Source organism: bacterium, assembly GCA_021372515.1.
Lineage (GTDB): Bacteria > Gemmatimonadota > Glassbacteria > GWA2-58-10 > GWA2-58-10 > JAJFUG01.
In genome coordinates, this window is sequence record JAJFUG010000147.1 from 1 (window position 1) to 16287 (window position 16287).

At 61.5% G+C, this 16287-nt stretch carries 13 protein-coding genes; 6 read left to right on the forward strand and 7 right to left on the reverse strand.

What is annotated here, in order from left to right:
- Together LLH00_13980 and LLH00_13985 are read right to left on the reverse strand one after the other, a co-directional pair.
- Positions 1–1032: hypothetical protein (locus tag LLH00_13980; GenBank protein MCE5272383.1), on the reverse strand; the 1032-nt coding region annotated here is incomplete at its 3' end.
- 50 nt (positions 1033–1082) lie between these two features.
- Positions 1083–1442, reverse strand: coding sequence for a sulfite exporter TauE/SafE family protein (locus LLH00_13985; protein ID MCE5272384.1), 360 nt, complete (start codon positions 1440–1442; stop codon positions 1083–1085).
- A 228-nt stretch (positions 1443–1670) separates the two neighbouring features.
- Here LLH00_13985 and LLH00_13990 point away from each other — a divergent pair, with 228 nt between their 5' ends.
- On the forward strand, positions 1671–2585 hold the full coding sequence (locus tag LLH00_13990; GenBank protein MCE5272385.1) for a transporter: 915 nt from the start codon (positions 1671–1673) through the stop codon (positions 2583–2585).
- Between the two features lie 106 nt (positions 2586–2691).
- Here the strand turns inward: LLH00_13990 and LLH00_13995 are convergent, their stop codons facing one another.
- Together LLH00_13995 and LLH00_14000 are read right to left on the reverse strand one after the other, a co-directional pair.
- Positions 2692–5739 carry a choice-of-anchor D domain-containing protein gene (locus LLH00_13995; protein MCE5272386.1) on the reverse strand — a complete coding sequence of 1016 codons (3048 nt, stop codon included), beginning with the start codon at positions 5737–5739 and terminating at the stop codon, positions 2692–2694.
- Between the two features lie 333 nt (positions 5740–6072).
- Positions 6073–8682: a glycosyl hydrolase-related protein gene (locus LLH00_14000; protein ID MCE5272387.1), complete on the reverse strand. Its 2610-nt coding sequence runs from the start codon at positions 8680–8682 to the stop codon at positions 6073–6075.
- 463 nt (positions 8683–9145) lie between these two features.
- Between LLH00_14000 and LLH00_14005 the strand changes: the two genes are divergently transcribed.
- From LLH00_14005 to LLH00_14025, 5 genes are all read left to right on the forward strand, one after another.
- Positions 9146–10429: a Gfo/Idh/MocA family oxidoreductase gene (locus LLH00_14005; protein MCE5272388.1), complete on the forward strand. Its 1284-nt coding sequence runs from the start codon at positions 9146–9148 to the stop codon at positions 10427–10429.
- 20 nt (positions 10430–10449) lie between these two features.
- Entirely contained in the window at positions 10450–11394 is a 945-nt protein-coding gene (locus tag LLH00_14010; protein ID MCE5272389.1) for a sugar phosphate isomerase/epimerase, read from the forward strand.
- 151 nt (positions 11395–11545) lie between these two features.
- On the forward strand, positions 11546–12208 hold the full coding sequence (locus LLH00_14015) for a hypothetical protein (GenBank protein ID MCE5272390.1): 663 nt from the start codon (positions 11546–11548) through the stop codon (positions 12206–12208).
- 82 nt (positions 12209–12290) lie between these two features.
- The gene (locus LLH00_14020) at positions 12291–13772 is read left to right on the forward strand and encodes a deaminase (protein ID MCE5272391.1); all 1482 of its coding nucleotides are present in this window, start codon (positions 12291–12293) and stop codon (positions 13770–13772) included.
- Positions 13756–13938, forward strand: coding sequence for a hypothetical protein (locus LLH00_14025; protein MCE5272392.1), 183 nt, complete (start codon positions 13756–13758; stop codon positions 13936–13938). The genes LLH00_14020 and LLH00_14025 overlap by 17 nt, the downstream gene beginning before the upstream one ends.
- Here the strand turns inward: LLH00_14025 and LLH00_14030 are convergent.
- The 3 genes from LLH00_14030 to LLH00_14040 all read right to left on the reverse strand — a co-directional run.
- On the reverse strand, positions 13935–14771 hold the full coding sequence (locus LLH00_14030; GenBank protein ID MCE5272393.1) for a metal ABC transporter permease: 837 nt from the start codon (positions 14769–14771) through the stop codon (positions 13935–13937). The two genes, LLH00_14025 and LLH00_14030, sit on opposite strands and share 4 nt — an antisense overlap.
- Positions 14771–15511: a metal ABC transporter ATP-binding protein gene (locus LLH00_14035; GenBank protein ID MCE5272394.1), complete on the reverse strand. Its 741-nt coding sequence runs from the start codon at positions 15509–15511 to the stop codon at positions 14771–14773. The genes LLH00_14030 and LLH00_14035 overlap by 1 nt, the downstream gene beginning before the upstream one ends.
- 167 nt (positions 15512–15678) lie before the next feature.
- Positions 15679–16287: zinc ABC transporter substrate-binding protein (locus LLH00_14040; protein ID MCE5272395.1), on the reverse strand; the 609-nt coding region annotated here is incomplete at its 5' end.

Here is a 16287-nt window from a genome sequence, read left to right on the forward strand (position 1 = left end):
CTCGGCTTTCCCGCGCGTGTCCTGGGCTGGCGACCGGCCCGCTGAGCGAGTCTTAGTCCCTTCCGGCTTTCCTCTTCCCGGGCGCGGCTTGTTGTCAGTCTCAGTCCAAGGCTGTTCTGTCTTTTCCGCACGATAGAAGCGCTTGTACCCCTGATCGCCGCCGGGCTCGGCTTTCCCGCGCGGGATCCGGGACGGCGTATGGCCCGCCGGGCGAGTCTTTTTCCCCTCCGGCTTTCCTCTTCCCGGCTGCGGCTTGTCTTGAGGCTCGGGACGCGGGCTTTCCGGCCTCTCGGTCTCCAGGCTGACCGATATCCCCTGGCGCCCGTCTTTCCGGGCCGGCGCGCCGAGCAGGCTTTCGAAATACTCCGGCGCCGGGGTCTCGAAAGAGAGTGTCTTGCCGCTTACCGGGTGACGGAAACTGAGCGCGGCGGCGTGCAGGGCCAGGCGCTTGTGCGATTTGTCCGGCAGGCCGTACTTGGAGTCACCCACCACCGGGTGGCCGATATCGGCCAGGTGCACCCGAATCTGGTTCTTCCGCCCGGTCTGCGGGTCCACCTCGAGCAGCGAATGGTCCCGTCCCAGGCGCAGCACCCGGTAGCCGGTGTGCGAGAGCTTGCCCTTGGCGGCGTCATCGGTCGAGTAGACCACCCCGGCCGTGTTTTCGGCCAGGTAGCTGGTGATCGTGTCCTGCTCTTTCTCGCAGCGCCCATGCACGATGGCCAGGTATTTCTTGTGTGTCTGGCGCCAGTTGCCCTGCAGGGCGGTCTTGGCTTTCATGTTCCGGGCGAACACGAGCAGGCCCGAGGTGTCACGGTCCAGGCGGTGCACGATGAACACCCGGTCGCGCGACCAGGCGATCCCCTTGCGGACATAGTCGGTCAGGGCGTAGTAGACTGTGCGGGTCTTTTCCTTTTGCGTGCCCATTGTCAGCATGCCGGCGGGCTTGTCCACCACCAGGATATCGTCGTCCTCGTGCAGCACGAGCAATCCCTTGGGTAGAAACCGCCGGTTGGGTTTGGATTTCCCGGTCATAGTTGTGGTCCTGTCGTTTAGGTTAAGATAAAGAGTTTGGCCGGAGGGCCCTATTTTTTCAGCCAAAGGTAGAGCGCCAGGCCGGCCAGGACAAAGGCGAACACGCTCTTGAACGTCCCGGTGGAGATACGCTCCACCAGGCGCGCCCCCACCTGCGCCCCGATCACACCGCCCAGGCCCAGCAGCAACCCGTAGCGCCAGTCCACATTCGCCAGCTTGTTGTGCGCCGCCAGGGCCGAGATCGAGATGATCAATATCCCCAGGAACGAGGTCCCCACCGCTTTCTGCGCGCTGAACCCCAGATAGAGCAGGATCGGCACCATCAGGAAACCCCCGCCCAGGCCGGTGAACGAGGCGGCCAGGCCCACCAGCACACCGGCCCCCAGAATAGCCAGCGACACGCCGGTCATAGCCATACTCCCTTCGTTGAAAGATGGAAACAGTACGACATTCAATTTCAAAACTAACGTAAACCGCCCTTCGGCCGCAATGAAAGCCCTCCGAAAGCCCGCCGACTGTTGACTGCAACACCGTTAAAGTAGTATAATTTTGTTTTACGGCAGGAATTACCGCTACCTGGGGCCACCGCGCCGGAAACACCCGGCGCTTTCGATAAACCAGTCGCAACGGAGTGTCGCATGAACCAGAGCTACAGAAAGCTTGCCCTGATGGTCCTTCTGGCAGTCCTGGCGCTCACCGTCTTTTCCGGTAGCCTTCTGGCCGGTGAAAAGGGCCATTACGTGCCCGGGGTCGAGGGGATCAAGGCCGCCAGCCTTCCCCCGCCCGGAGTCTACTGGCGCAGCTACAACATTTTCTACAACTCCAGCTCACTGCGCGACGGCAACGGCGATGAGCTGCCGGTGAATTTTGATGTCAGCGTGTTCGCCACGGCCAACCGTTTCATCTGGATGACGGACAAGAAAGTGCTGGGTGGGTTCTTCGGGGTGGACGCGATCATTCCGCTGGTGAGCACGGATATCAAGATCGGCGCGCTGGGCGTGGATGACAGCCAGTTCTCGCTGGGTGACATATTCTTCGAATCGACCCTCTCCTGGCACGGCCCGCGCTACGATGTCGGGCTGGGTCTGGGCTGGTACGCCCCGACAGGCAAGTACGACAAGACCGAGCCGGCCAGCGCCGGGATGGATTTCTGGACCACCATGCTGACTTTCGGCGCCACGGCCTACCTGGACCAGGGACGCCTGTGGAGCCTGAGCGCCCTGGGACGCTACGAGATCAACAGCGAGAAGGGTGATACGAAGGTGAAGCCGGGCCAGGATTTCCTGTTCGAGTACGGCCTGTCGCGCTCGGTGGCCAAGATCTGGGACCTCGGCCTGAGCGGTTACTGTCTCTGGCAGACCACCGATGACAGCGGCAAGGACATGAACTGGGACGCCAGCGTGCACGACCGGGTGTTCGCCCTGGGGCCGGAGGTGAGTGTGTTCCTCCCGCCGGCCAAGGGGTTCCTGTCGCTGCGCACCCTGTTTGAGACCGGGGCGCGCGACCGCTCGCAGGGTAACGCCGTGACCGTGACTTTCACCAAGATATTCTGAGGCAGCCGGGACAGGCTTGAAAGCTGAAGGGCCGGGGGAGCGCCGAAACCAGAGCGCTCCGCCCGGCCCTTTGCTTTCCGGCGGGGAAACGGGTTGCGGCCCGGGCTCAGAAATTACGCACCAGGCGGATGCCGCAATCCGGGTAGCGCAGCTTGGGCAGGCTGCGGTTTCGGTGGAAGCCCCGGGCGAAGAGGGTGGAACCGCGCCAGGAACCGCCGCGGATGACTTTTTCGGTGCCGGTTGGGTTGCCGGTGGGGTTGAAAGTCTGTTCCGGGTTGTAGTCGCCGTTCCAGTCGTTGATCCACTCCATCACGTTGCCGACCAGGTTGTTCACGCCTTCCGGGCTGTTGCCGGACGGGAAAGAGCCGATCGGGGAGCAGTAGCGGTAACCGTCCGACTCGTCGAAATACGGGCTGTGGCTCTGGCCGTGGTTGGCCCGGCTGCCGTCCCAGTTGTCGCCCCAGGGGTAGACCCGTCCGGCCTGGCCGCGTGTGACATATTCCCACTGGGCCTCGGAGGGAAGTGTCTTGGCGCGGTACTTGGCATAGGCAGAGGCCTCGAACCAGTTCACCCCGATCACGGGCGAGTTGGGCTGGTTGGAGTAGGGATCGCTCTCCCAGGGGGCGCTGCCGGAGCCCCAGTACATGGGCTTGGGGTCATCGGTCTTGAAATTCTGCTCGTTGCTGGTCTGGCGCCACTGCCAGCCCTCGGCGGTCCAGAATGCCTGGTTGTCGTAGCCCCCGGCGTCGACAAACTGCTTGTACTCCTGGTTCGTCACCTCGTAGGCGTCCATGTAGAAACTTGTCAGGGTGATCCGCCGCACCGGCTCGAACTCTCCGGCCTTGCCCATGTCGAACAAGCCGCCGGGGATGAAGACCTCGTGGGTGGTCACCACGCTGGAGTCGGGGTTGAGGCCCACGCCGGTCACGTTCAGCGAGTCGACCGGACGGAGCTGGTCGTTGGAGAGGATCACCACCGCCGAGTTGGCCGTGTCGGCGATCAGCGGCGTGAACGTGACGATGATGGTCTGCTGCCCGCCGGGCGCGACATTCACCTTGTTGGGCAGGGCCTTGTATTCCGAGCGCACGGGGTTGATCCCGGTCACCCGCAGGGTGTCCTTGCCCAGGTTGCCGATCACGAAAGTGCGGCTCGTGGAAAGCTGCAACAGCGATGAGCCCAGGTCGAGGAAGCGCGTGGACAGGGTCATCAGGGCCACCTTGGAGGTGGTGTCCACTGCGGCGCCGGTCAGCTTGACAGTCAGACTGGGATTGGTCGGGTCGTTGCTGACCACGGTCAGGGTGCCCTGGATCAACCCGAGGCTGGTCGGGGAGAATACCACCTGGACATTCCCTGAATTCCCGGCCGTCACTTTCAGGTTGGGGGAGCTGACAGAGAACGCACTCGGGGCGGCAGACAGAGAGGTGATAGAGAGTTCTCCCACACCCGCGTTGGTGAAAGTCAGGGGATAGCTGGAGGAGCTGCCCAGGACCACGGAGCCGAAATCGAGCGCGCTCTGGCTGATTTGCATCGCGGGCAGGGGCGGCACCGTGCCCTCGCCGCTCAGCGGCACTTGCACCGAGTCGCGTCCCAGAACGTTTGTGCTCATCTGAAGCACACCGCTCACCGGGCCCACGGCGTTCGGGGCGAACTCCACCTCGATACGGGTCGAATCGTGCGAGGCTATGTTGTACACGCTGTTCACCACTCTGAACACGCTGGGGCTGGCGCTAAGCTGCGAGACCGTGAGGGTGATCGCAGTCGGGTTGACCACGTAGATCCATTTGCGCAGGCTCTTGCTGCTCTGCACCTGCCCGAATTGCAGGCTGTCGGGATTGATCCGGATTTCGGTGGGCGGAGTGGTGGTCACGTTGGCCTTGAGCGGCACCTGCAGCCGTGTCTGGAGCGGGTCGCTGTTGTAGATGGTGAGCTGCGATTGCACTGTCCCCAACCCGGCGGTCTTGAATATCACCGTGTAGCCGCGTGACTGCCCCGGGGCCAGCAAATCCCCGCTGAACTGCGAGCTGAACAGGGCGTTGCCGAACTGGAACGCCGTTATGATGAGGGTGTCGCGCCCCGTGTTCGTGATGGTCAGAGTCTTGAACACGGTGCTGTCCAGGAACACCCGCCCGAAATCCAGGCTCGTTGGGGAGACCTGGATGCCGGAGAGCTGGTTGGTGAATCCGCTGCCGGTCATCGGCACGGCGAGCGAGGGCGCGTTGGCGGCGTTGCTGGTCACGGTGAGCTGGGCGTTATGCTGGAGTGTGTCCTCCGGCCAGAAAGTCACGATCATCTCGAAACCCACGCCCGGCGGCAGGCTGGCCTGGGTCTGGTTGAACTTGAAAGCGCTGTCGCTCGAGACCATGGACAGGATTTTCAGGGTATCGGTGCCGGTATTGTTGAGGGTCAGTTTCTGGTTGGCGCTGTTACCGGATCGCACCGGGCCGAAACTAAGGCTGGTGGGCTTGGCCTCGATATTGGCCTTTCCGCGCACCGAGGCCGAACCGCTCAGGTTCACCACGAGAGTGGGGTTGACACTGTCGCTGCTGGTGATGGTCAGCGTGGCGTTGAAAGTGCCGGCCGCGACCGGAGTGAACAGGATCGGGATATAGGCCAGGCTGTCTGGGTCGAGGCTAATGGACGTGACCGTGGAGGTGAAAAGCCCGCTCGAAAAGGTGAGCTGGGAGACGGTCAAGGTGGCGCTGCCCAGGTTGCTCAGGACCAGGTTGATCGTTTTGCTGTTGCCGATGAACAGCGGGCCGAAATCCAGGCTCTTGTTCAGCAGTACAAGCTGCGCGCCGGTCGCGAGCATCACGAAATCCTGGCCCGCGGCCGCCGTGGTTGTCAGCTCCAGGTTGTGCGAGCCGGGGTTGAAAGTGAAGCCGCTCCGGAGCGGGACCACCCGGTACAGTCCGCTGCCCAGATTGGTGAATTTGTAGGCGCCGGTGCTGTCGGTGAGCACGGAGGTGCTGTCATCGCCGGTAAGACGGAGTTCGACCCCTTTCGCTCCGCTGCCCGCGCGGGTCACCTTTCCGCTGATCGCCAGGTCGTTGATCTCCGGGGGGGCGGCCGGAGTGTGCTGGCAACGGGTAAAAAGGATCACAAGCGAAAGGACCAGCGAGATGGCCCAGGCAATTTTTTTCACTTTCAGGTACATGGGTAATGAGAATCTCCGTTTGTCTGGTTCGGGCCCGGCAATTTTTTCCTGCTTAAGCCGAAGAGTGTTGGAGAGTTTTCTTTTCTTTCTCACTCAGCCCTGAACTCGCCGGGCCCGGCGCAACCGCCATTGAGGAGCCGCGATACGTAATGCGTGGCGCTTTGCGCCCGACAGTGGATTAGCAATCTTCGTGCCCGAGGCTGGTGATTATCGTGAGAAATCGGAAAGGGGCTGGTTTGCCGGGGAGTCGGGGGAGCGAGTCCGGAACGAAACGCGGGGGACGCACCGTGCGCCCCCCGCTCCATTGTCGGTCCCGCACCGGCAGTGCGGGTTCTACTGCGGGTCGTTGAGCAGGCGGAAACTCTCGATCGACCAGGCCCCCACCTTGGCCTCAAAACTGTGGCTATCGTGCGGCAGGGCCTCGAGGCTGTTCTCCAGCAGGTCGGTCCGGTAGACCGCATCGAACGGGCGGGCCAGGCTCAGGCGGGCCGTGCAGGCTTTACCGGCGCTCTCGTAGAGCCGCAGCACCAGGTCGTCCGAGTCCTCGGCCTTTTTCAGCACGGTCAATACGACATTCTCCGGCTCCAGGCTGAGGAACGACTGCGTCGCGGGCAGCTCGCCGAAGTGCACGCTCTCGGCCCGGCAGAGCAGGGGGTTGTTGAGTTCGTAGCCCCGTTTCACTGTGCCGGCCTCTCTCCAGTCGCCGCGGTGCGGGTAAAGGGCGTAGCCCACCGCGTGCACTCCGGCCTCATCGGTCACGAACGAGGGGTGGTCCGGGCTGCGCAGCACGCTCAGGCGGACCACGCCGCCCCGGATGTCGTAGCCGTAGCGGTTGTCGTTGACCAGGCTCGCGCCGTAGCCGTCCGCCGACAGGTCGGCCCACTGCTGGGCGGCCTGCTCCTGACCCAGGTTGGCCCGGGTGATCGTGCCGTAGGGGATCTCGTAGGCGGCCTCGCCGGTTTTCACGTTCAGCGGGAACGCCACCTTGACCATCTTATTGCGGCCCTCCCAGTCCAGGACAAGCCTGAAATCGGCCTGAGCGCTCCCGGCGTAGAGGATTATGTCCTGGGTCAGACGGGCCAGGCCGTATTTCTGTTTCACCCTCAGCACGGCGCGCACCGGGCCGCTCTCGATCAGCTTGATTTCCGGGTCCGGCTCGGTGTCCCATGACGGGCCGTCCCAGGCGTGAAGGTGCTCGTGGTCGAGGTCCCGGTTGTCCAGAAAACCCTCGGAGTCGCCGAAATCCTGTATGATCTGGATCCGGTTGCCCTCTCCGCCCGAGAGGACCTCGCGGCCGGCGGCCTTGTCGTAGACGCTTTTCAGGTTGCCGGTGGCCGGGTTGAGGCTCAGGCGCAGGAAACTGTTCTCCAGAGTCTGGGGCGTGGCTTTGAGCTCCACCGCCTCGGACTGCGCCCCGGCCTCATCCGGGAACGCCCGGTACAGGCTGTAGCCCAGCGAGGGGACCTCCCGGGCCAGGAACACGAAACTCACCCGGTGGGCGCCCTCCCGGTCCTGCCGCGCGGTGATCTGGACCGGGACATCCTCTCCTTTCGGTCCGTTCAGGCGCAGGGACCCGACCGGCGCGTCCAGCTCGAGGCTCATCTCCACCGGCCCGCTGCGCCGCCAGGCCAGCGGGTTGAACACCAGCAGGGGCACTCCCTCGCCGCGGGTGTCCACCTGCGCGGCAATGGCTCCCAGGGCGCGCTCCAGGTGCTCCTGGCCCCCAGTGAGCACCTCGCGGTAGAGCTGAAGGGCATCCGCCTGGGCCGGCGGGATGTCGGTGCCGCTGATCGTGTCGTGGAACTGGTTGAGCATCACCTTCTTCCAGGAATCGAAAATGTCACCCTGGGGGTAATGCTCGAGGGCCCCCATTTTCCAGGCCAGGGCGGAGAATTTTTCCTGAGACAGAAGGAGGCACTCGCTGCGGCGGTTGCCGGTCTTGATCTCGCCCGCGGTGGTGTAGGCCCCGCGGATCGTGGGGGTGATCTCGCCCGCGAACACCGGATAGCGCCCCGGGCGCTCTTTCAGGGCCTTTTCGAAAGACGAAGGCTTGCTGAATTTCACCGCGGCCGGCTTAGCGCCAACGCCCGTTTCCCGCTCCTGCATGACCGCTTTCATCTTCTCCACATCCGCCCGCAGGGCGCCGCCGCCGTGGTTGCCCACCCCGATCAGGGTGATCAGGTCGCGCACCCCGTAGCGCTCCCACAGCTCGGTGAGCTGGCTGTCCAGCTCCTGGCGCGAGGGCAGGATACCGTCCGGATAGCGCATGCGAACGGTCAGCACCCGCGAGCCGTCCGGGCCCTCCCACCAGAACATCTTTTCATCGTTCGGGATGCCGCCGCGGGTGAAGAAATAATTTTCGATACCGCATTTCTTGAAAATCTGAGGGTAGGTCCAGGGGTGGGTCCAGGCATCCACGCACCAGACCGTTTTCACGTCCACCCCGAAATGGTCCTTGAAATAGCGCTTGCCGTACATCAGTTGGCGCACCACCGACTCGCCGCAGGGCAGGCAGCCGTCGAACTCGTCCCAGGCGGTGCTGGCTATCTCCAGGCGGCCGTCCCCCTGCGCCTGGGGGTTCCAGATCCGCTCGCCCAGCTCGCTGGTCACGTGCTGATAGTAGTGCAGCTTGTAGAACAGTCCGGGGTACAGCTCCTCCAGCGGCTCGATGGCCGGCGCCTGCAGGAAAGCGAATGTGTAGTCCGGGTACTTGTCCATGTTGTCGAACGCGGTCTCGAGCGTGTGCGTGACCACCACCTTGACCGTGTGCGGCCAGTAGCGCCACCACCAGGCCAGGTCGATATGGGCCTGCGGGATCACGTGGACAGTCATTTCCCCTAACGGTGCGGGTTCCGCGGCCCGCAGGCTCACAGACGGCGCGGTCATGGAAAACAGGGCCGCGGCAGCGAGCATCGCGGCGGTGCTGAGAGCGCTGGCTTTCATCTCACCCCTCCTCCACCTGGTTTGCGTTGAATTTCTGCCTGGCTGCCTCGGCTGTGCTGTGACGGTGCGGATTGAAAAAAAGGCTGGAACAAAGCGCTTGAGTTTTATATAATAGGTAGGTCAGAGTGCGATGTTTCTCTCCCGCTGCGCCTCCCGACACCGTTGGTACTTTCTCCCCCGCATGCGCATTCAGGTCGATCCGCCTCTGCCACGCCCGTTTTTACAAGCACCGGGCGGATAACAGGATGGCGGATCGTTACCGGGCTTGGCCCGATTATCGACATATTACCGCAGGCTTCGGGCAAGAGCAAGATATTCATGGGCTTTTTCCGGCCCAGGATTTCAGAAAAATCGGGTCCCGGTCCACGATTCCGTTGCGCGGCCCGGCCCGCGACTTTAATATGCTGTGCGTGTGTGATGCAGGGTGCGGAGTTTTTCAATCAATCATTCTACAGGAGGAAAGATGTCCAGGCAGCCCGACCGCAGAACATTCCTCAAATCCGCCGCCGCGGCCTCGGCCGCTTTCACCATCCTGCGGCCTGAGATCGTTTTCGGCACCGCGGCCAACTCCAGCGTGGGGCTGGGGGTTATCGGCTGCGGCAACCGCGGGACCAACGTGGGCAGCGGCCTGGTGACCAACGCCGGGGCGCGCGTGACCGCCCTGGCCGACCTTATGCGCGACAAGCTGGCCGACGGGCAGAAGAATTTCAACCAGGCCAACCGCGGGAAAGGCTACGCCGAGATTTCGCCCAAGAACCTGTTTTCCGGCTCCGAGGCCTATCTGCGCCTGATCGAGTGCAAGGACGTGGACGCCGTGCTGGTGACCACCCCGGCCGTGTTCCACCCCCTGCACATGGAGGCCGCGGTGGAGGCGGGCAAGCACACCTACTGCGAAAAGCCGGTGGGTGTGGATGTCAAGGGCGTGAACCGTTTCCTGCGCGCCGCCGACCGCGCCAACGGGCGCTGCTCCCTGGCCGTGGGTTTCCAGATCCGTCACGCCACGCCATATGTCGAGCTGCGGCAGAAAATCAACGAGGGCCTGATCGGCGATATCGTGAGCGTGCAGGCCTACTATTTCTCGGGCGAGCCGGAGCTCGACTGGCGCGCCGACCGCTCCTGGGATGAGAACCGTCTGCGCTGCTGGTTCTGGTTCCGCGACCTGTCGGGCGATATCCTGGTCGAGCAGGGCATCCACGTGGTCGATATCTGCAACTGGATCCTGGGCCAGCACCCGGTGGCGGCCAGCGGAGTGGGCGGCCGCGCGGGCCGTGACGACAAGGGCGATGCCTGGAGCCACTATCAGGTGAATTTCGAGTATCCCTGCGGGGCGCACGTGAATTTCCACTCGACCCAGCTCGATCCGGCCTATGGCGATGTGGCCGAGAAATTCTTCGGCACCAAGGGTATCGCCGAGGCGCACTACAGCGGCGGGGTGTTCATCAAAGGGGCCCAGGAATGGGACAGCGGGGCCAGCCGGGGCGGCGCCACCGAGAGCGCGCAGGATAAGGCCGCCGGGCGGTTCACCTCGGCCCTGGAGGATGCCGACCCCAACAAGCAGAAAGCTTTCATCGGCAGTATCACCAGCGGCAAGCTGATCAACGAGGGCCAGGCCGGCGCCGACACGGCCATGTCGGCCATTCTCGGCCGCACCGCGGCCTACTGGGGTCGCAGGGTTACCTGGGACGAGGTGGCGGCCTCGGATGACTGTTTCGAGCCGGCCCTCGACCTGCGCCAGTTCGACAAGTAAAAACCAATGAGGAGCAAGGAATGAGCACTCTGGGAAGACGGGATTTCATCCGCTCGGCCTCGCTGGCGGCAGCGGTGTCGGCCACCGGACTTTCGGCCGCCGCTGAAAAACCGGGGCAAGGCTCTGCGGAGCCGGGGCGGGATGCCTCGGCCGACATGCAGCTCGGGATCATCATCGAGGCGGATGACCCGGAAAAGGGTCTGGAGAGGGTAAAAAAGCTGGGATTCAGCACCTGTGAGCTGGGGTTGAAGAATTTTTCGGTCGAGCACGCCCAGCGGGTGAAAAAGGCCCTGGCCGCGGCCGGGGTCTCGCCCACCGCCGTGATCAGCAATGGGCCCGGCGAAACACGCTGGAATTTCTACGAGGGTCCGCGCACTATCGGCCTGGTGCCGCGCACCCACCGAGCCGAGCGCATGGCGCGCCTGAAACAGGCGGTGGATTTCTGTGTCGAGGCCGGGATACCGGCGATCAACTCGCATTTCGGGTTTATCCCCGAGGACCCCAACGATCCGCTCTATGGCGAGTTCATCAGCGCGGTCCACGAGGTGGCCAGCTATGCCAAGGGCCATGGCATCCTGGTCCGTTTCGAGACCGGCCAGGAGACCCCGGTCACCCTTCTGCGCGCGATTACCGATATCGGCACGGACAACCTGGGGGTCAACTACGACACGGCTAACCTGATCCTCTACGGCAAGGCCAACCCGGTGGACGGCCTCGAGGTGCTGGGTCCGCACGTGCAGTCGCTGCACGCCAAGGATGGGACCTACCCGACCGGACCGCGCGACCTGGGCGAGGAGACACCGATCGGCCAGGGCTGGGTCGATTTCCCGGCCGTGATCCGCAAGCTCAAGAAACTGGGGTTCAAGGGTCATATCACCATCGAGCGCGAGATCGAGGGCGAGGAGCAGACCCGCGACATCCTCGCCTCGAAGGATTACCTGCAGAACCTGATCCGCACCGCCTGAGAGGCGGACGGAGAATAGAACCCCCCGCGTCCGGTTGTACTCTGCCGGGCGCGGGGTTATATTTGCAGGGGAGGTTTCTGGCAGGCAGGCGCTGTTTGATGCCGGGGCACGCTGCACCGTGCCCAGATAACCAATCTGCAAGGGAAGAAACATGTTCATCGGACATTTCGGCGTGGGCCTTCTGGCCAAGCGCGCCGCGCCCAAAGCCTCCCTGGGCACGCTGTTTTTCGCGGCCCAGGCGCTGGACCTTCTCTGGCCCATCCTTCTGCTGAGCGGAGTGGAGGGGGTGCGGATCGCGCCCGGGATCACCGTGGTCTGCCCGCTCGATTTTGTGAACTATCCCTGGAGCCACGGGCTGTTTCCGGTGCTGGTCTGGGCCGCGGCCCTGGCGCTGCTGTACTGGATTTTCCGCCGCTCCCTGGGCACGGGCGTGGTGCTGGGCCTGGTCCTGGCCAGCCACTGGCTGCTCGATTTTGTCACCCACCGCCCGGACCTTCCCCTGGCCCCCGGCGACCCGCGGCGCTACGGCCTGGGTCTGTGGAACTCGCTCGCCGGCTCGCTTGCGGCCGAGGTGGGGCTTTTTCTGCTGGGCCTGTGGGTCTACACCAGCGCGACCCGACCCGAGAACCGCCGGGGGACTTGGCCGCTCTGGGCCCTGGCGCTTGCCCTGCTTGGGATACAGGTAGCCAACTATTTCGGGCCGCCCCCGCCGGATGTGCCGACCCTGGCCTACAGCGCGCTGGGTATCTGGCTGTTCGTGTTCTGGGGCGCCTGGGTGGACAGCAATAGAAGGGCGGTGAAGGGGAGGCGGTAGAGATTTTTGTTGATTATTTATTAGGTTAGTTTAAAATAACCCAGACCAACATTTTCCCTAAACCAAACTCTCCCTCTCCCCTATGAAAAAACAGCAAGACACTCTGTTAAAGAGTTATGTAGATTCAGATCTTATAATAGGTCTGGTTGGTGCTGTTGGTACTAGGCTTGTGGTTGTTGCAGAACAAATAAAGAAACGTTTAGAGTTTTTTGGATATAAATCGGCTGAAATAAGAATTTCGAAGCAACTTATTCCTCTGTTGATCAAAGTTCCAAAGGATAGTGATTTTCAAAATTCTTATGATAGAATTAACACTTTAATGACCGCAGGAAATGAAGCAAGAACATTTTCTAATAACAATGCTATCTTTGCTCTTGGGTCAGCCGTACTAATTGGTTCAGAAAGGAAAAAGCATCCACACGAAAAGAGAATGGCCTTTATTATCAATTCATTGAAAAGACCAGAAGAAGTTGCCAAGCTGCGGGAGATTTATTCAGACAGTTTTTATTTGTTAGGAGTGTACTCAGATAAAGAGATTAGGAAAAAATGCTTATGTGATGAGCAAGGAATGAGTCAGGAAGAGGCCGAAAAATTAATCAAAAGAGACGCGGAAGAAAACATCCTGTTTGGTCAGGGAACCAGTGATACTTTCCATCGTTCAGACTTTTTTATACCCTTCGACGATGAAAGTAAAATGAAATCTAATCTTTGGAGAATTCTGGATATTCTATTCGGTGACCCATTCCAGACTCCAACTTTTGATGAATTTGCAATGTTTATGGCATTCTCAGCAGCGTTACGATCTGCTGATTTATCAAGGCAGGTTGGAGCAGTAATAGCAAAAAAAAGACAAATAATCGCAATGGGAGCAAATGACGCTCCCGCATTTGGAGGTGGGTTATATTGGACAGGAGATGATCCCGATGGGCGAGATTATAAAGTGGGATACGACTCTAATAAAATAAACAAGGACATTATGATTAATGAGATTATATCTAAGTGTAAATTCGATACAAAAACAAATAAAATACTGAAAAACGTGCTAAATGAAAGCAAAATCCAGGATATAACTGAATATGGCAGAGTTGTGCATGCAGAAATGGAAGCCTTGCTTTCTTGTTCCAGAAGTAATAATAATAGTCAAGACGGTGTATTATACTGTACCACTTTTCCCTGTCACAACTGCGCAAAACATATAGTTGCAGCAGGAATTACAAAAGTTGTCTATGTTGAACCATATCCAAAAAGCAAGACCGAAGAAATGTATCCTGATTCAGTAAATATTACTCCACCTTCTTCTGAAGTAAATGCCGAGAAAAAAGTCTCATTCGAACCTTTCGTTGGTGTAGGGCCGAGAAGATTTTTTGATTTTTTCTCTATGCAACTTAGTTCGGGTTATCCGTTACAAAGAAAAGAAACTGATGGCAAAAAGATCGTATGGAAAAGAGCAAACGCTGTACTGAGAACAAAAAGCCTTCCTTTGTCCTATTTAGATATGGAAAAGCTGGCTATAAACCAGTTTAACATGCATAGAAAGGAGCTGAAAGATGACTCCAAGAAGTGATGATTCAAACTTGGAATGGGATGTTGAGGAAAAAGAAATAATTGATTATATGGAAGAAACGTCAAAGGAAGTTGGGAAGTGGTCTATAGAAAAGCAAAGGATGTTAGGAGCATGTGCATTTGGATTCTTTTCCGAAAATGACCTTAAAGAGCAACAAGCCTCTTAACTCTTATTTCTTTTCCCCACCATCACCCCCAGGTACACCCCCCCGGCCAGGACTATCGTTGTCGCGCCGGGGGGAAGGCCCGGGCCGTAGCTCAGGGCCAGACCGGCCGTGGTGAACAGGAGCGACAGCCCCGCCCCGGCTAACATCATACCCCACAGGCTCCGCGTGAACCGTCCCGCAATCGCCGCCGGAAGAGTGACCAAAGCCAGCACCAGCACCACCCCCACCACCGGTATCAGCAGCACCACGGTCAACGCCACCAGGCACAGCAGCAGAAGGTAGAACGCCTCCACCGGCACCCCGCGCAGACGGGCGAACTCCGGGTCGAAACACACGGCCAGAAACTGACGGTAGTAGAGCAGGACAAGAATAAGCACCACGGCGTCCAGCCCCGCCAGCAGCCACAGATCGGCCGCGTTCACCAGCAGCACGTTGCCGAACAGGTAGCTCATCAGGTCTGCATTATACCCCGGCGTGCGCGAGATGAACAGCACCCCGGCCGCCATCCCCACCGCCCAGAGCGCGCCGATCACCGTGTCCTCGCGCTCGCGCGCCCGGAGGCCGGCCAGCCCGATGATTATCGCCGAGGCCAGGGCCGTGACCACCGCGGCGTGCATGGGCCGCAGCCAGGTCCAGCCGTGCACCGCGGCCAGGTAGCGCGCCGCACCGATCCCGCCTAACACCGTGTGCGCGATCCCGCCCGCGATGTAGCTGATCCGCCGCGTCACCACATAAGCCCCGGTCACGCCACAGGCCACGCTCGCCAGGGCGCCCGCGGCCAGGGCGAAGAGCAGGAAATCGTAGCGCGGAAGGTCGGCCAGGAACGCTGCCATCAGAGCGTGTCCTCCCCGGTGTGACGGACCAGGCGCATGTCGGCCCCGTACAGGGAGCGGATCATGCTGTCCGTGATCTCGCCGGTCTGGTGCACGTGCACGTGGTCCTTGACGCAGATCACGCGGTTGACGAAGCGCGAGACAAAGAACAGGTCGTGCGAGACCATCAGGATTGTCAGGCGCTCGTTCAGGCGGCGCAACAGGTCGTAGATTTCATGCTCGGCCTTGAGGTCGAGGCCCGCGGTCGGCTCATCCAGCAGCAGAAGCTCGGGCTCGCAGGCCAGGGCGCGCGCGATCAGCGCCCGCTGGCGCTGGCCGCCGGAGAGCTCGCTGAACGGACTGAGACGGCGCTCCCAGAGGCTCACCTCGCGCAGGGCCGCCTCGGCGGATTCGCGCTCACGGCGGCCCCCCGCACGGGGGATCGCGCCCCGGGCCAGAGTGCCCAGGCGCACCACATCCAGCACGCTGACCGGGAAACGCGGGTCGAAACGCGGTCCCTGGGGCAGGTAGCCCAGACGGTGGCTGGCGCTGTCCGGCGGCCCGCCGAACACTTTCACCGTGCCGCGGCCGGGCCTCAGCAGGCCCAGGATCAGCCGCACCAGGGTGGTCTTGCCCCCGCCGTTGGGGCCCACCACGCAGGCGAAATCGCGCGGCCGGATGTCAAAATCCACCCCGCTCAGCACCGGAGCCCCGTTGTACGAGAACTCCACACCGCGCAGTTCTATGACCGGATTGTCCATGAAAGTGTTTTCACTCCTTATGCGGTTGCTATTAAGAGCAATCCACCCCGCCCCGAAAATAGATTTATCCACTAAGAGACACGAAGGGGGCACGAAATCAAAGGCGATTATCATGTAATTCTTAGTGTTCCTTCGTGTCCTTCGTGGACCTGTATTGCTTTTAAGTATTAGTTCATCCCCGAGGCGGCCTCGAACGAGTCGGCGACCTGGCGGCCGATCTCATCCAGCCCGGACAGGTAGTCGGCGGGCTGGGGATCGAGGACCACCAGGCGCAGGCCCAGGCTGTGCTGGAGGCTGGCCGCGGCGCTCAGGGCGAATTGGCGCTGGATGAACAGGGTCCCGGCCCTGTCGGCGCGCAGACGGTCGACCAGGCGGGCCAGCTCCCGCGCCGAGGGCTCATGCCCGCCGGCCTCCACCGCAGCCTGGGTCAGACCGTAGCGCGCGGCGAAATAGCCGAATGCCGGGTGGAACACGTAGAATGTCCGCCCGCGGTAGGGCTCGAGCCTCCGCTCCAGACGGCTGTCCAGGGCTTCCAGGTCGCTCTGCACCTGCGCCAGGTTGTTCCGGAACAGTTCGGTGCTTTCGGGCCGCACCCGGCAAAGGGCCTCGCAGATCGTTCCCGCCGCAACGCGCATCAGGCTCGGGTCGAGCCAGAAATGCGGGTCCGGCTCCCCGGCGGCGTGGCCGTGGCTGTCCGCCTCCGGCTCGCCCAGGTGCAGCGGGTCCTCCAGCGTGCGCAGGGCCAGGCCCTGTCGCAGGTCCACCAGCTCCAGGCC

Excerpts from the sequence above, each read along its gene's own strand:
- LLH00_13985 (MCE5272384.1), bottom strand. The coding sequence starts at position 1,442 with ATGACCGGCGTGTCGCTGGCTATTCTGGGGGCCGGTGTGCTGGTGGGC.
- LLH00_13990 (MCE5272385.1), top strand. The coding sequence starts at position 1,671 with ATGAACCAGAGCTACAGAAAGCTTGCCCTGATGGTCCTTCTGGCAGTC.
- LLH00_13995 (MCE5272386.1), bottom strand. The coding sequence starts at position 5,739 with ATGTACCTGAAAGTGAAAAAAATTGCCTGGGCCATCTCGCTGGTCCTT.
- LLH00_14000 (MCE5272387.1), bottom strand. The coding sequence starts at position 8,682 with ATGAAAGCCAGCGCTCTCAGCACCGCCGCGATGCTCGCTGCCGCGGCC.
- LLH00_14005 (MCE5272388.1), top strand. The coding sequence starts at position 9,146 with ATGTCCAGGCAGCCCGACCGCAGAACATTCCTCAAATCCGCCGCCGCG.
- LLH00_14010 (MCE5272389.1), top strand. The coding sequence starts at position 10,450 with ATGAGCACTCTGGGAAGACGGGATTTCATCCGCTCGGCCTCGCTGGCG.
- LLH00_14015 (MCE5272390.1), top strand. The coding sequence starts at position 11,546 with ATGTTCATCGGACATTTCGGCGTGGGCCTTCTGGCCAAGCGCGCCGCG.
- LLH00_14020 (MCE5272391.1), top strand. The coding sequence starts at position 12,291 with ATGAAAAAACAGCAAGACACTCTGTTAAAGAGTTATGTAGATTCAGAT.
- LLH00_14025 (MCE5272392.1), top strand. The coding sequence starts at position 13,756 with ATGACTCCAAGAAGTGATGATTCAAACTTGGAATGGGATGTTGAGGAA.
- LLH00_14030 (MCE5272393.1), bottom strand. The coding sequence starts at position 14,771 with ATGGCAGCGTTCCTGGCCGACCTTCCGCGCTACGATTTCCTGCTCTTC.
- LLH00_14035 (MCE5272394.1), bottom strand. The coding sequence starts at position 15,511 with ATGGACAATCCGGTCATAGAACTGCGCGGTGTGGAGTTCTCGTACAAC.